This is a genomic window from Methylobacterium sp. M6A4_1b (genome assembly GCF_053345175.1).
Map to the genome: position 1 here is coordinate 77,364 of NZ_JBKEZQ010000003.1, position 12,904 is coordinate 90,267.

At 69.7% G+C, this 12,904-nt stretch carries 15 protein-coding genes; 9 read left to right on the forward strand and 6 right to left on the reverse strand.

Annotation, left to right across the window (positions count from 1 at the left end; genetic code table 11):
• Positions 1-36: 36 nt before the first annotated feature.
• The 4 genes from ACLBWX_RS04325 to ACLBWX_RS04340 form a co-directional block, all read right to left on the reverse strand.
• Positions 37-1,701 (reverse strand): OFA family MFS transporter, encoded by a 1,665-nt coding sequence (locus ACLBWX_RS04325; protein ID WP_447675848.1) that lies wholly within the window; start codon positions 1,699-1,701, stop codon positions 37-39.
• A gap of 329 nt (positions 1,702-2,030) precedes the next feature.
• A complete protein-coding gene (locus tag ACLBWX_RS04330; RefSeq protein WP_447675849.1) occupies positions 2,031-3,062 on the reverse strand; it encodes an arsenic resistance protein in 1,032 nt (343 codons plus the stop codon).
• The gene (locus ACLBWX_RS04335; protein ID WP_447675850.1) at positions 3,062-3,697 is read right to left on the reverse strand and encodes a DUF938 domain-containing protein; all 636 of its coding nucleotides are present in this window, start codon (positions 3,695-3,697) and stop codon (positions 3,062-3,064) included. The genes ACLBWX_RS04330 and ACLBWX_RS04335 overlap by 1 nt, the downstream gene beginning before the upstream one ends.
• A 33-nt stretch (positions 3,698-3,730) precedes the next feature.
• Positions 3,731-3,892: a hypothetical protein gene (locus tag ACLBWX_RS04340; protein ID WP_447675851.1), complete on the reverse strand. Its 162-nt coding sequence runs from the start codon at positions 3,890-3,892 to the stop codon at positions 3,731-3,733.
• 22 nt (positions 3,893-3,914) lie between these two features.
• Between ACLBWX_RS04340 and ACLBWX_RS04345 the strand changes: the two genes are divergently transcribed.
• The 3 genes from ACLBWX_RS04345 (at position 3,915) to ACLBWX_RS04355 (ending at position 7,519) form a co-directional block, all read left to right on the forward strand.
• Positions 3,915-5,051 carry an S-(hydroxymethyl)glutathione dehydrogenase/class III alcohol dehydrogenase gene (locus ACLBWX_RS04345; protein ID WP_447675852.1) on the forward strand — a complete coding sequence of 379 codons (1,137 nt, stop codon included), beginning with the start codon at positions 3,915-3,917 and terminating at the stop codon, positions 5,049-5,051.
• 188 nt (positions 5,052-5,239) lie between these two features.
• Positions 5,240-6,073, forward strand: coding sequence for an S-formylglutathione hydrolase (gene fghA, locus ACLBWX_RS04350; RefSeq protein WP_447675853.1), 834 nt, complete (start codon positions 5,240-5,242; stop codon positions 6,071-6,073).
• A gap of 516 nt (positions 6,074-6,589) precedes the next feature.
• Complete coding sequence (locus ACLBWX_RS04355; protein ID WP_447675854.1) at positions 6,590-7,519, forward strand: AEC family transporter; 930 nt, start codon at positions 6,590-6,592, stop codon at positions 7,517-7,519.
• Between the two features lie 5 nt (positions 7,520-7,524).
• On the opposite strand, the gene ACLBWX_RS04360 is transcribed toward ACLBWX_RS04355, so the two are convergent.
• Complete coding sequence (locus ACLBWX_RS04360; RefSeq protein ID WP_447675855.1) at positions 7,525-8,781, reverse strand: D-amino acid dehydrogenase; 1,257 nt, start codon at positions 8,779-8,781, stop codon at positions 7,525-7,527.
• A gap of 209 nt (positions 8,782-8,990) precedes the next feature.
• Here ACLBWX_RS04360 and ACLBWX_RS04365 point away from each other — a divergent pair, with 209 nt between their 5' ends.
• The 6 genes from ACLBWX_RS04365 to ACLBWX_RS04390 all read left to right on the forward strand — a co-directional run bounded on the left by ACLBWX_RS04365 (position 8,991) and on the right by ACLBWX_RS04390 (position 12,460).
• A complete protein-coding gene (locus ACLBWX_RS04365; protein WP_447675856.1) occupies positions 8,991-9,431 on the forward strand; it encodes an Lrp/AsnC family transcriptional regulator in 441 nt (146 codons plus the stop codon).
• 99 nt (positions 9,432-9,530) lie between these two features.
• On the forward strand, positions 9,531-10,187 hold the full coding sequence (locus ACLBWX_RS04370; RefSeq protein WP_447675857.1) for a DUF47 domain-containing protein: 657 nt from the start codon (positions 9,531-9,533) through the stop codon (positions 10,185-10,187).
• Positions 10,188-10,195: 8 nt separating this feature from the next.
• Positions 10,196-11,206, forward strand: coding sequence for an anion permease (locus tag ACLBWX_RS04375; protein WP_447675858.1), 1,011 nt, complete (start codon positions 10,196-10,198; stop codon positions 11,204-11,206).
• 48 nt (positions 11,207-11,254) lie between these two features.
• The gene (locus ACLBWX_RS04380; protein WP_447675859.1) at positions 11,255-11,938 is read left to right on the forward strand and encodes an MgtC/SapB family protein; all 684 of its coding nucleotides are present in this window, start codon (positions 11,255-11,257) and stop codon (positions 11,936-11,938) included.
• Positions 11,939-11,984: 46 nt separating this feature from the next.
• Entirely contained in the window at positions 11,985-12,203 is a 219-nt protein-coding gene (locus ACLBWX_RS04385) for a hypothetical protein (RefSeq protein WP_447675860.1), read from the forward strand.
• Positions 12,200-12,460: a hypothetical protein gene (locus ACLBWX_RS04390; RefSeq protein WP_447675861.1), complete on the forward strand. Its 261-nt coding sequence runs from the start codon at positions 12,200-12,202 to the stop codon at positions 12,458-12,460. Before ACLBWX_RS04385 ends, ACLBWX_RS04390 begins: the two co-directional genes overlap by 4 nt.
• Positions 12,461-12,472: 12 nt before the next feature.
• On the opposite strand, the gene ACLBWX_RS04395 is transcribed toward ACLBWX_RS04390, so the two are convergent.
• On the reverse strand, positions 12,473-12,889 hold the full coding sequence (locus ACLBWX_RS04395; protein WP_447675862.1) for a hypothetical protein: 417 nt from the start codon (positions 12,887-12,889) through the stop codon (positions 12,473-12,475).
• Between the last annotated feature and the right edge of the window lie 15 nt (positions 12,890-12,904).

Here is a 12,904-nt window from a genome sequence, read left to right on the forward strand (position 1 = left end):
GGGAGGCGTCGGGATCCGGCGGCGGGCCTGTGGCGATCAGCCGAAGAGGATCATCGCCTTCGACACCGTGCTCCAGATGCCCCAGGCGATCGGCAGGCCGACGGCGGCCCAGGCCAGCACCGCGAGCGGCGTGACGCCGCCACGGCCGATGCCGCCATCGCCCGACCGGCCCGCCACCGCGGCGTTCCCGCCCTTCGTCGTCGCGGCGAGTTCGGCATCGTTCATGAACCAGCGGGCCGCGAGCGGTCGTACCAGGAGGTTGGCGACGAAGCCCGCCGCCAGGAAGCCCGCCAGGATGTACATGGTGCGGGTATAGAGCGCCGCACCCTGGATGCCGGCATCGACCTGGGCCTGGCGGATCGCCGTCACGACGAAGGGCCCGACCACGCCCGCCGTCGACCAGGCGGTGAGGAGCCGCCCGTGGATGGCGCCGACGAACTGCGTTCCGAAGATGTCGGCGAGGTAGGCCGGGATCGTGGCGAAGCCACCGCCATACATCGACAGGATCACGCAGAAGAACGTCACGAACAGCGCCTTCGAGCCGATCGACGCCGCCCAGGGCGCACCCGCGTAGAGCAGGCATCCGAGGGCGAAGAAGGTCGCGTAGGTGACCTTGCGGCCGATCTTGTCCGACATCGAGGCCCAGAAGAAGCGCCCCAGGATGTTGAACAGCGACAGCAGCCCGACGAACCCGGCCGCCACCGCCGCGATCTGGGTCTTCTGTCCGGCATCGAGCTGGCCGAAGCCGAGCCCGGGCTGGCCGATCAGCGCGCCGCCGAAGATCTCCTGCAGCATCGGCGACGCGAGGGCGAGCACGCCGATGCCGGCCGAGACGTTGAGGCAGAGCACCGCCCAGAGCAGCCAGAACTGCGGCGTCCGGTGCGCCCGGTCGAGGTGGACGTGGCCCGAGGTGATCATCGCGCTCCTGGCGGCCGGTGCGGTGAAGCCCTCCGGCTGCCAGCCGGCGGGGGGCACGCGGTAGCCGAAGGCGCCGCAGAGCATCGCCACGATGTAGACTCCACCCATGACCGCGAGGGTCTGCCAGACCCCGGCCGAATCCGGGGTCTTGAAGGTATTGATCAGCAGGGTGGCGAGGGGCGAACCGATCATGGCGCCGCCGCCGAAGCCCATGATGGCCATGCCGGTGGCCATGCCGCGGCGGTCCGGGAACCACTTCACCAGGGTCGAGACCGGCGAGATGTAACCGAGGCCGAGGCCGATGCCGCCGATCAGGCCCATGCCGAGCCAGATCAGCCAGAGCTGATGGATGTAGACGCCGAAGGCTCCGATCAGAAAGCCGCCGCCCCAGCACAGGGCCGCGACGAGGCCGGCCTTTCGGGGGCCGGCCCGCTCCAGCCAGCCGCCGAACACCGCCGCCGACAGGCCCAGCATGACGATGCCGATGGAGAAGACGATGACGAGATCGCTGATACGCCAATCGCAGGTGGTGGTGACGAGAGCGGTGGCGATGCTCATGTCCGGGCAGGAGGCCGGTGCCGGCTGGCCGACGCTGAGCGCCCGGGACAGGGGCAGCCAGAACACCGACAGCCCGTAGGACATCCCGATGCAGAGATGGATGGCCAGGGCCGCGGGCGGCACCAGCCACCGGTTGAAGCCGGGCTTGGCGACGATCGCTTCGCGAGAGAGCCACCCTGGCGTGTGTGCATCCGACAAGGACACGTCTGATACGCGAACGTCCATCGCCAGCTTTTCTCCCCTCGATATGCCGCCATTCGGCTATTTTGAGGGATTAAAGCATGTGGAAAAACGTGACGCTATGGCGGGCGGTCGCGTTCGTCGGATGAATTGCTTGTCCTGTCAGCACGGCATGGCGGGCTGCAGCGTTTCGATCGCAGGCCCGTCTTGGTTTCAGGGCGATCCCACGCTGGATGCCAGCGCGCGGCTTGGGGATGTTTCACGCCGACGAGATCAGCCGAAGCGATCGGGCGCGGTTCGACGACCGTTCGTCGTTGCGCGGCCCTCTCGCGATCATCCGATGCCGGCCGCTCGGAGAAGAGTCCGAACGCTCTTCATTCCGCAGGCGCCGGTCCCGCTGCCCCGCGCCCCAGCCTCGGGAGCAGCCGCACATAGATCAGCGCGCTCGCCAGCTCGATCAGGGTCTGCGTGACGATCACCGCCGGCAGCAGGGGAGCCCCGCCGGGGACCGCGAAGGCCAGCGGCAGGACGACGAGCGAGTTGCGGGTCGCGGCGCTGAAGGCCAGGGTCCGGCCGATGGACGCGTCGAGCCGGAACAGGCGTCCGGTTCCCCAGCCGATGAGCGGTGCCGCGACGGCATAGGCCACGTAGACCGGAACGACCTGGGCGGCCTGATCCAGGGCCGAGCCGAGTTGCGGCAGCATCGCGGCGATGACCGCGAACAGGACCAGGGCCGTCGCGGGCACCGGCAGAAGTCCCAGCACGGCTGCGGCCCATCGGCCGGTGCGGCTCCGCCCTGCCCAGGCCTGCACGAGGAATGCCGCCGCCAGCGGCAGCGCGATCAACCAGACGAAGGCATGGACGAACGGTCCGACCCGCACGAACCGCGCCGCATCCTCTCCGAGGAAGACGGTCAGGTAGAGGGGCAACAGCGCCATCTGCGCCGCGAGGAGCGCCGGGGTCGCGGCCAGAAGGATTCCGGAATCCGCACGCCCGAGATGCGCGAACGTCACGACGTAGTCGATGCAGGGCGTCAGCAGGACCATCAGCACGCCGAGACGCAGCATCGGGTCGACCGGAAGCAGTTGAACGAGACCGGCGACCAGCAGCGGGATCGCGAGGAAGTTGACGCCCATGAGGGCGGCCAGGAAGCGGACACGGATGAAGGTACGGCCGAGCTCCCGCAGGGGCACCTGCAGGAAGGTCACGAACAGCATCAGCGCCAGGGCCGGATCGATCCCGGCCTCCAGCGCGGCGGTTCCCGGCACGGTGAGTGCCGCGCCGGCGGCCGCGGCCATCGCGGCGAAGTAGATCCCGATCTGGCGGTCCTCGAACAAGTCCCGAAGCGGCCCGATGCGGTCGCGCGGGGATCGATTCTCGGGGCTGGTCCCGGGGCTGGCGGACATCAGGCCCCGACCGCCGACGCATCGCGCCGAAAGACCAGCGCGAGGTTGTTCGCCGGCAGGGTCAGACGGGAGTCGAGGCGCAGGCCGCGCCGTGCGGCGGTCTCGACGACGGCCTCGAGGTCGCGCACGCCCCAGCGCGGGTCCCGCGCGCGCAAGTCCTCGTCGAAGGCGGCATTGCTCTCCGCCGTGTGCCGCCCACCCTCGCGGAAGGCGCCGTAGAGGAACAGGACGCTGCCCGGCGCAAGCGTGCGGGCCGCTGCCGCCATCAGCCCCTCGGTGGCGGCCCATGGCGCGATGTGGACCATGTTGATGCACAGGACGGCGTCGGCGTGCGGGATCGGCCAGGCCGAAGAGGTGGCGTCGAGGTCGAGGGGCGGCCGGAGGTTGGCGAGGCCCGCGGCCTCCGCATGGGCCGCGATGCTGCGGCGATAGGCCGGCTCGGGGTCGCTCGGCTGCCAGGTCAGCCCCGGCAGGGCGGCGGCGAAGTGCACGGCGTGCTCGCCCGACCCGCTGGCGATCTCCAGGACCGTGCCGGTCTCGGGCAGGACGTCGCGCAGCACGGCGAGGATCGCCGCACGGTTGCGCGCCACCGCCGGCGCGACCAGTGCGCTGTGTCCCGAATCCCAATCCTTCATGGCCCGTCCGATCCTGCCGCCTCGCCGCGCCCGTCATTCCAAATTCGCATCCCTGGCGCAAACGGACGAGCACGGCTGTTGCATCTCGACGCCGGAGGCATCAAACACCATCCAGATTTTCGGGCCGTTCGGCTTGCCACCCTCCGGGTGCAGCGAGGCGAAGCGCCGGCATCCATCGCCGCCGTCCGTCATCATCACAGCTCTGAAGGACAACGCTATGAAGACGCGCGCCGCGGTCGCGTGGGAGGCCAAGAAGCCGCTCACGATCGAGACCATCGACATCGAGGGACCCAAGGCCGGCGAGGTTCTCGTCGAGCTGATGGCCACCGGCATCTGCCACACCGACGCCTACACCCTGTCGGGCCTCGATTCCGAGGGCAAGTTCCCGGCGATCCTCGGCCACGAAGGGGCGGGCATCGTCCGCGAGGTCGGCGCCGGCGTGACCGCGCTGAAGCCGGGCGACCACGTCATCCCGCTCTACACCCCGGAATGCCGCAACTGTAAGTCCTGCCTGTCGCAGCGCACGAACCTCTGCACCGCCATCCGGGCGACGCAGGGACAGGGCGTGATGCCGGACGGCACCTCGCGCTTCTCCTGCGTCTCCACCGGCGGCAGCCCGGGCGGCGCCAACACCTTGTTCCATTACATGGGCTGCTCGACCTTCTCGAACTTCACGGTGTTGCCGGCGATCGCGCTGGCCAAGATCCGGGAAGACGCGCCCTTCGACAAGATCTGCTACATCGGCTGCGGCGTCACCACCGGCATCGGCGCGGTGATCTACACCGCCAAGGTCTGGCCCGGCGCCAACGTCGTGGTGTTCGGCCTCGGCGGCATCGGCCTCAACGTGCTCCAGGCCGCCCGCATGGTCGGCGCCGACAAGATCATCGGCGTCGACATCAATCCGGACAAGCAGGAGATGGCGGCTAAGTTCGGCATGACCCACTTCATCAATCCGAAGGAGGTCGGCAACGACCACGTCGTCCAGGCGATCCTCGACGTGACGGGCGGCGGCGCGGACTTCTCCTTCGACTGTACCGGCAACGTCAACGTGATGCGCCAGGCCCTCGAGTGCTGCCACCGCGGCTGGGGCGAGTCGATCGTCATCGGCGTGGCCGAGGCCGGCAAGGAGATCGCGACCCGTCCGTTCCAGCTCGTCACCGGCCGCGTCTGGAAGGGCTCGGCCTTCGGCGGCGCCCGCGGCCGCACCGACGTGCCCAAGATCGTCGACTGGTACATGGAGGGGAAGATCAACATCGACGATCTCATCACCCACACCATGCCGCTCGAGGAGATCAACCACGGCTTCGACCTCATGCACGAGGGCAAGTCGATCCGGTCGGTGGTGGTTTACTAGGAACGATGCGCTTTCCCCTCCCCCTTGCGGGGAGGGGTCGGGGGTGGGTGGCTCCGCCAGCCTCCGGAGCTTCAGGGTCGCCCAACCACCCCCGCCTCCGACTCCTCCCCGCAAGGGGGAGGAGCGGCGCGGATCCGAGACGCGTTCGGCGACGGCGACAGCCTCGCCCCCATCAGGAGAGCAGCTTCATGGAAACCATCTCGAAGGCCCGCGCCCATGGCGGCATGCAGGGCGTCTACAAGCACGATGCGCAGACCACGGGCTGCCCGATGACCTTCGCGGTGTTCGTGCCGCCGCAGGCCGAGGCCGGCCCGGTCCCGGTGCTGTGGTACCTGTCGGGGCTGACCTGCACCCACGCCAACGTCATGGACAAGGGCGAATACCGCAAGGCGGCCGCCGAGCACGGCGTGATCATCGTGGCCCCCGACACCAGCCCGCGCGGGCCCGGCATCCCCGACGGGGCGGATAACTGGCAGTTCGGCTCCGGCGCCGGGTTCTACCTCGACGCCACCCAGGCCCCCTACGCCACGAACTACCGGATGTGGAGCTACGTGACCGAGGAGCTGCCCGCCCTCATCGCCAAGGAATTCCCGGCCGACATGTCCCGCCAGGGCATCTTCGGCCACTCCATGGGCGGCCACGGGGCGCTCACCATCGCCCTCACCTACCCCGACCGCTTCAAGTCCTGCTCGGCCTTCGCGCCGATCGCCCAGCCCTCCACCGCCGGCTGGTCGAAGCCCGCCTTCGAGAAGTATCTCGGCCCCGACGCGAGCACCTGGCGCGCCCACGACGCCACCGCGCTGATCGCCGATGGCCATCGCTTCTCGGAATTCCTGGTCGACCAGGGCACCGCCGACAGCTTCCTCGACGACGGTCTGCGTCCGTGGCTCCTGGAGGAGGCCTGCAAGACGGCGGGCATTCCCCTGACCCTGAACATGCGCGAGGGCTACGACCACTCGTACTACTTCATCTCGACCTTCATGGCGGACCACATCGCCTGGGCGGCCGCCCGCCTGAAGTGAGCGCTCCTCCCCGGATGCGGCGACCGGCCGGTCGGCGCGTCGGTGCGCCCATCGGCGTCGGTGACGACGCTCTTGACGAGGCGCCGGGCGCCGCCCGCCCTCACCGAAAAATCGACGCGAACCTCCGGTGCCGAGCGCCCGCGATCCGCGTCGACGACCTGTGGTGATACCGGCCAGGACGCCTCGGGCTTCGCGAAGGCTGCGGCGCGTGAAGGCCACGGGTCCATGGCGTCCGTTCCTCCGGGTCGGGCGGGTTCGCGCGCGGCGTGCGGGCGGGCCGGGGCTGCGGGTTCGGCGGGACGAGGGTGACGTTTTTTCGTCCAGGATGAACCCGGTGCGCGAATCGGTCTCGGCGCGGCGGCGATGTGCCGAGCCGGGTACGATTCTGCAATCCGCCCCCTGTAAGAGGACGCATCGCCCTCCCTCCCAGCCCCGTCCCATGTGCCTGTATTCCGCTGCCGGTCTCGCCGCTGCCGGTCTCGCCGCCGCCGGCCCCATCTTCGTCGGCTGCGGCGCGTGACCGCGACGGTCGTCCTCGCCCTCGTGCCGATCGCGTTTTTGATCGGACTCGGCGTGTATCTGCGCCGCAGCGGCCTCCTGGCCGAGTCGTTCTGGGCTCAGGCGGAGCGCCTCGGCTACTACGTGCTGCTGCCGGCGCTCTTCGTTCACGGCCTCGCCACCGCCCGACTCGACGGCGTCCCGGTCCTGGCGCTCGCGGGTGTCCTCGTGGGGTCGACCCTCGCGGTGGCCCTGGTGCTGCTGGCGATCCGGCCGTGGCTCGGCCTCGATGGAGCGGCCTTCACCTCGGTGTTCCAGGGCGGGGTGCGGTTCAACAACTATGTCGGGGTCTCGGCGGCGGCCGGGCTCTTCGGTGCGCAGGGGATCGCCCTCGCGGCCGTCGCCAACGCGGCGATCGTGCCGACCGTCAACATCCTGTGCGTCCTCGTCTTCGCCCGCTTCGGTTCGGGCGGCCGGCTTTCGTCGCGGGCGATCCTTCGACAGCTCATGCTCAACCCGCTGGTGGTCGCCTGCGCCGTCGGTATCTCCCTGCAGGCCACGGGCCTCGGCCTGCCGCCGGGCCTCGAGCCGACCCTGAAGGCGCTCGGCCAGGCCTCCCTCCCCCTCGGGCTCCTGTGCGTCGGTGCCGCCCTCGATCCCGGCACGGTGCGAACCTGGCTCCGGCCGGTCCTCGTCGCCTCGGCCGCGAAGTTCGTCCTGATGCCGGCGGTGACGATCCTGGCCTGCCGCGCCGCCGGCCTGCACGGCCCGGCCGCCGCCACAGCCCTGCTGTTCCAGACCCTGCCGACGGCCTCCTCGTCCTACATCATGGCCCGCCAGCTCGGCGGCGATGCCCCGCTGATGGCCGGCATCCTCGCCCTGCAGACGGTCCTCGCAGGGCTCGCCATTCCGCTGGTGATGCTCATTCTGGAGGGCTTCACGGCCTGAGATCCTCAGGCGCCGTAGCGGGCGAGCGCCAGATCGGAATGGTCGATGTCGGGCGTGCGGCCGGACATGAGGTCGGCCAGCATCCGCCCGGAGCCGCAGGCCATCGTCCAGCCCAAGGTGCCGTGCCCGGTATTCGTGTAGAGGTTGGCGTAGCGGGTGGCGCCGACGATGGGCGTGCCGTCCGGCGTCATCGGACGCAGCCCGGTCCAGAACTTGGCCGCCGAGAGATCGCCGCCGTCCGGAAACAGGTCGCGGACGCAGCGCTCCAGGGTCGCCCGGCGCGGCGCGCGCAGGGCGTCGCTGAAACCGGCGAGCTCGGCCGTGCCGCCCACCCGGATCCGGTCGCCCAGGCGCGTCAGCGCGACCTTGAAGGTCTCGTCCATGACGGTGGAGACCGGCGCCTTGTCGGGGTCGGTGACCGGGAGGGTCAGCGAGTAGCCCTTCACCGGATAGATCGGCAGCCGCAGGCCGAGGGGATGCAGCAGGGCGGCGGTGAACGAGCTCATGGCGGCGACGTAGGCATCGGCCCGGAGGGTCTCGGCGCCGCAGACCACGCCCGTCACCGCATCGCCCGCGGTCTCGAGGCCGTCGATGCGGGTCCCGTAGCGGAAGCGCACGCCCAGCCGCTCGCACAGGACCGCCAAGCTTTGCGTGAACAGGTGCGCGTCCCCGGTCTCGTCGCCGGTCAGGCGAAGGCCGCCGACGATCTTGTCCCGCACCGCGGCCAGCGCCGGTTCGGCCGCGATGCACCCGGCGGGGTCCAGCACCGCATAGGCGACGCGGTAGGTGTCGAGGACGCGGGTGTCGTCGCCGACGTGATCGAGCTGCTTCTGGGTACGGAAGAGCTGGAGCGTGCCGCGCGTGCGATGATCGTAGGCGATTCCGGTCTCGGCGCGCAGGTCGCGCAGGACGTCGCGGCTGTACTCGGCGAGCCGGACCATGCGGCCCTTGTTGCGGATGTAGGCGTCCTCGGTGCAGTTCGCGAGCATGCGCGCGAGCCAGCCGTAGAAGCGCGGTTCGAAGGTCGGCCACAGCACAAGGGGCCGGTGGCGCATCATCAGCCACTTCATGGCCTTGATCGGGATGCCGGGCGCCGCCCAGGGGGCCGAGTAGCCCGGCGAGACCTGCCCGGCATTGGCGAAGCTGGTCTCCATGCCGGCGGCGGGCTGCCGGTCCACCACCGTGACCGCGTGACCGGCCTTGGCGAGATAATAGGCCGTGGTGACACCGACCACGCCGCTTCCGAGCACCAGAACCCGCATCGCACGTCTCCCGCAGAGTCGAAGGCCCCAAGCATGGGCGAGGCCAGGACGCGGCGGCCTCGATCGCTCCCGGGTCTCCACCCGTAGAGACACCGTTTCCTGCGAGCGGTGCCACGGATATGCTGCAGATCCTGCGGCGTTTGCCGCACATTGCACGTGATCCTGCGAACCGACGCATGATCCTTGTGAAACCCGGTGTGGGAACGGACATGCCGCTGGACGAGATCGATGCCGCCATCATCCGGGTCCTGCGCGAGGATGCGCGGATCCCGAACGCCGCCCTGGCCGAGCGCGTCGGACTTTCGGCCTCCGCCTGCCTGCGCCGCCTGCGGATGCTGGAGCGCAACGGCACGATCCGCGGCTACACCGTGCTCCTCGACGGGCCCGGCTCCGCCGGCCTCGTGGTGATGACCCGGATTTCCCTGGAGCGGCAGACCGAGGATTGCCTCAATCGCTTCGAGGCGGCCGTGCGGCGCTGCCCGGACGTCCAGGACTGCCACCTGACGACCGGGGATTCCGACTACCTGCTGAAGATCCGCGTCGCCGACATGGCGGAGTACGAACGGCTTCATCGCTCGGTGCTCTCCAAGCTGCCCGGCGTGGCCCGCATCCAGTCGAGTTTCACCATCCGCAGCGTCGTCGGCCGCTGACCCCGCTTCGAAAGGCGTGGCCGTGAACGCGCTGGCCCTGGTCCCGCTCACATCGGAACCCTAGTTGGCTAACGAAGCGGGTCGGGGCCGGAGTCCGGGATGTTGGGTTGGTTCAAGGCATTGATGCCGCGCGAGGACCGGTTCTTCGACCTCTTCGAGCGGCATTCGCGCACCCTCGTGGCCGGCGCCGAAGCGCTGCAGGGCGTTCTCCAGGGGGGCGACGCCGTTCCGCGCTACTGCCAGCAGGTGGTCGAGCGCGAGCACGAGGCGGATACCATCACCGCCGAGGTGCTGCTTGCCGTGCGCCGCAGCTTCATCACGCCCTTCGACCGCGGCGACATCAAGGATCTGATCCAGTCGATGGACGACGCCATCGACCAGATGAACAAGACGGTCAAGACGATCGCCCTCTACGAGGTCCGCAGCTTCGAGCCCCTGATGCGGGAGATGGGCGGCACCGTGATCGAGGCGGCCCGGCTGACGGCCGAGGCGATCCCGCTCCTGACCGCCGTCGGAACCCATGCGGGGCGCATCAACACGCTGACCGAGCAGATCACCCGGGTCGAGGGGCTCTCGGACGAGATGCAGGAGCGTGGCCTGAAGGCCCTCTACCAGGCCCACCGCAAGGATGGCGGCGATGGCGACACCATGGCCTACCTCATCGGCGCCGAGATCTACGGCCATCTCGAGGACGTGGTCGACCGGTTCGAGGACGTCGCCAACGAGATCAGCGGCATCGTGATCGAGAACGTGTAGGCGACCCGATGACCGAGGCCACCGCGCTCGCCCTGCCCGCCCTCGCCGGCCTGATCGCCGTCGCGCTGTTATTCGATTTCCTCAACGGCCTGCACGATGCGGCCAACTCCATCGCCACCATCGTGTCGACGCGGGTGCTGCGGCCGCAATACGCGGTGCTCTGGGCCGCGTTCTTCAACTTCATCGCGTTCCTGTTCTTCGGGCTGCACGTGGCCCAGACCCTCGGAACCGGCATCGTCGATGCCGGGATCATCGATCCGCGGGTGATCTTCAGCGCGCTGCTGGGTGCCATCGCGTGGAACATCGCCACCTGGATCTTCGGCATCCCGTCGAGCAGTTCGCACGCCCTCGTCGGCGGCCTCGTCGGGGCGGGCATCGCCAAGGCGGGCTTCAGCGCGGTGGTCTGGAGCGGGCTGACCAAGACGGCCGCGGCCATCGTGCTCTCGCCGCTCCTCGGATTCCTCCTCGCCCTGCTCCTGGTACTGATCGTGTCCTGGCTCTGCGTGCGCGCGACGCCCTTCGCGGTCGACCGACGGTTCCGCGCCCTGCAGTTCGTCTCGGCCTCGCTCTACTCCCTCGGGCACGGCGGAAACGACGCCCAGAAGACCATGGGCATCATCGCGGTGCTGCTCTACTCGCAGGGCCATCTCGGGGCCTCGTTCCACGTGCCGCTCTGGGTGGTGATCTCCTGCCAGTCGGCCATGGCGCTCGGCACGCTCTTCGGCGGCTGGCGCATCGTGCACACCATGGGTTCGAAGATCACGCGGCTGAACCCGATGCAGGGCTTCTGCGCGGAGACCGGCGGGGCGATCACGCTGTTCGCCGCGACCTGGCTCGGCATACCGGTCTCGACCACTCACACGATCACGGGCGCCATCATCGGCGTCGGCGCGGCGCGGCGGACCTCGGCGGTGCGGTGGGGGATCGCGGGCAACATCGTGATCGCCTGGGTGCTGACCCTGCCGGCCGCCGGCCTGATCGCGGCAGCCTGCTACGGGCTCACCGCACTCCTCGGGTGAGGCCGTGCCGCGCCCCCTCGCGACCCCTTCACCGGAGGTGACGGAAGCATGCTCAGCAATGTCGAGATCGTCTGGCGCCTGCTCCTGGCCGCGATCCTGAGCGGGCTGATCGGCATCGAGCGCGAGCGCCTGCTCTGGGCCGCGGGCATGCGGACGCACATGCTGGTCGGCGTCGGCGCCTGCCTGATCATGATCGTCTCGGCCTTCGGGTTCGCCGACGTGCTCGGGACGCAGAACGTCAGCCTCGATCCCTCGCGCATGGCCGCCCAGGTCGTGTCGGGCATCGGGTTTCTCGGGGCGGGGACGATCCTGCTGCGCGGCGAGGTGGTGAAGGGGCTCACCACCGCCGCCAGCCTCTGGGCGGTCGCCGCGGTGGGCCTCGCGGTCGGCGGCGGCCTCTACGTGGCGGGCATCGCCACCACGGTGATCCTGCTCGTGATCCTCGTGGGCATGAAGCCGCTGCAGGAGCGCTACCACGACCGGATGCATGTTCGTCCCCTGCGGGTGGTCGCCAAGCCCGGCTGCCTCTCCATCGACCTCCTCCAGGCGGTGTCCGGGGTGCGGTCTTCCCGCGTGCGCCAGTTCGTGACCCGGCGCGGAGACGATTCAGAGTTCGACGAGACGCTGATCACCTTCGCACGGCTCTCGCGCCGCTCTGTGCAGGGCATCGCACAGAAACTTCGGGATCATCCCGGTGTCATCAAGGTCGAAGATCTTCCGGATGCCGGCTAGGCATGCATGATGGCGCCGCGGACGCTGGCGGCACGACAGCGGCGTCATGTCGGATGGAACCCAAGTGCTGGCGAAAGGCTTCGATGCCATGCAAATCGTCGGCATTGGATCGACCCGGACCGGGCACTCGGTGCAGGGCGCCCTGAGCCTCGCAGGGATTCCGGGGACCATCGCGGCTCAGGAAATCGAGGGAGGTTCGGACGTGAGGTTTCGAAGCACGGCGGCGCGGATCGCCGACCCCGAGCGGGTGCCGGTCCATCCTTGAGCGGTCGGAGCGCAGTCCCGATTCCCGCCCCCGAGGACAAGCGCAAGCGGGCCAAGAGCCACGTCTTCCTGATCGCCGTGAAGCAGCGGCGCGAGGGGCTGCGGGTCTATGCCGTGCGGGCGTCCTCCCAGGACGACGCTCTGGCCATCGTGGCCGCTTCGAGCTCCGAGGGGGCCGCGGTCGAGGCGGCGGGACGCCTCTCCAAGAAACTGGCGCGGCCCCTCAAGCTGCAGCCGGAGGTGCCGCGCCCGGTCTGAGGGGCGCGACGCCTAGCGCGGCCCGCAGACCGCGCGGTCGGTGTACAGCACCACATCGCCCTGCTTCGGGTTGTTGACGGAGAACGGCTCGAGGCTCTCGCGGGGCAGGAAGCCGCGGCCGAGTTCGCGATCGAAGAAGTCGTGCCCGATCTCGACGTAGCAGCGGTCGAGGACGGCGGTGTAGCGCAGGGAGGTCTGAACCGCGGCCGGCCCGCCCGAGACACCGTCGGCCGAGCAGTAGCCCGACAAGTCGAGGCTGCCGGGACCCGAGAGTCGGATCGCGCGCGAGGCGCCCGGCCGCACCAGGAAGGACGGACCGCCCTGTTGCGAACCCACCAACGTCAGGGGGGAACGGTTGTAGACGTGCCGGATGCAATCGGCGCTCGCCGCGCCTCCGACGACGACCAGCGCCGCGACGGGCAGCGCCATCCGGACGAACCATCG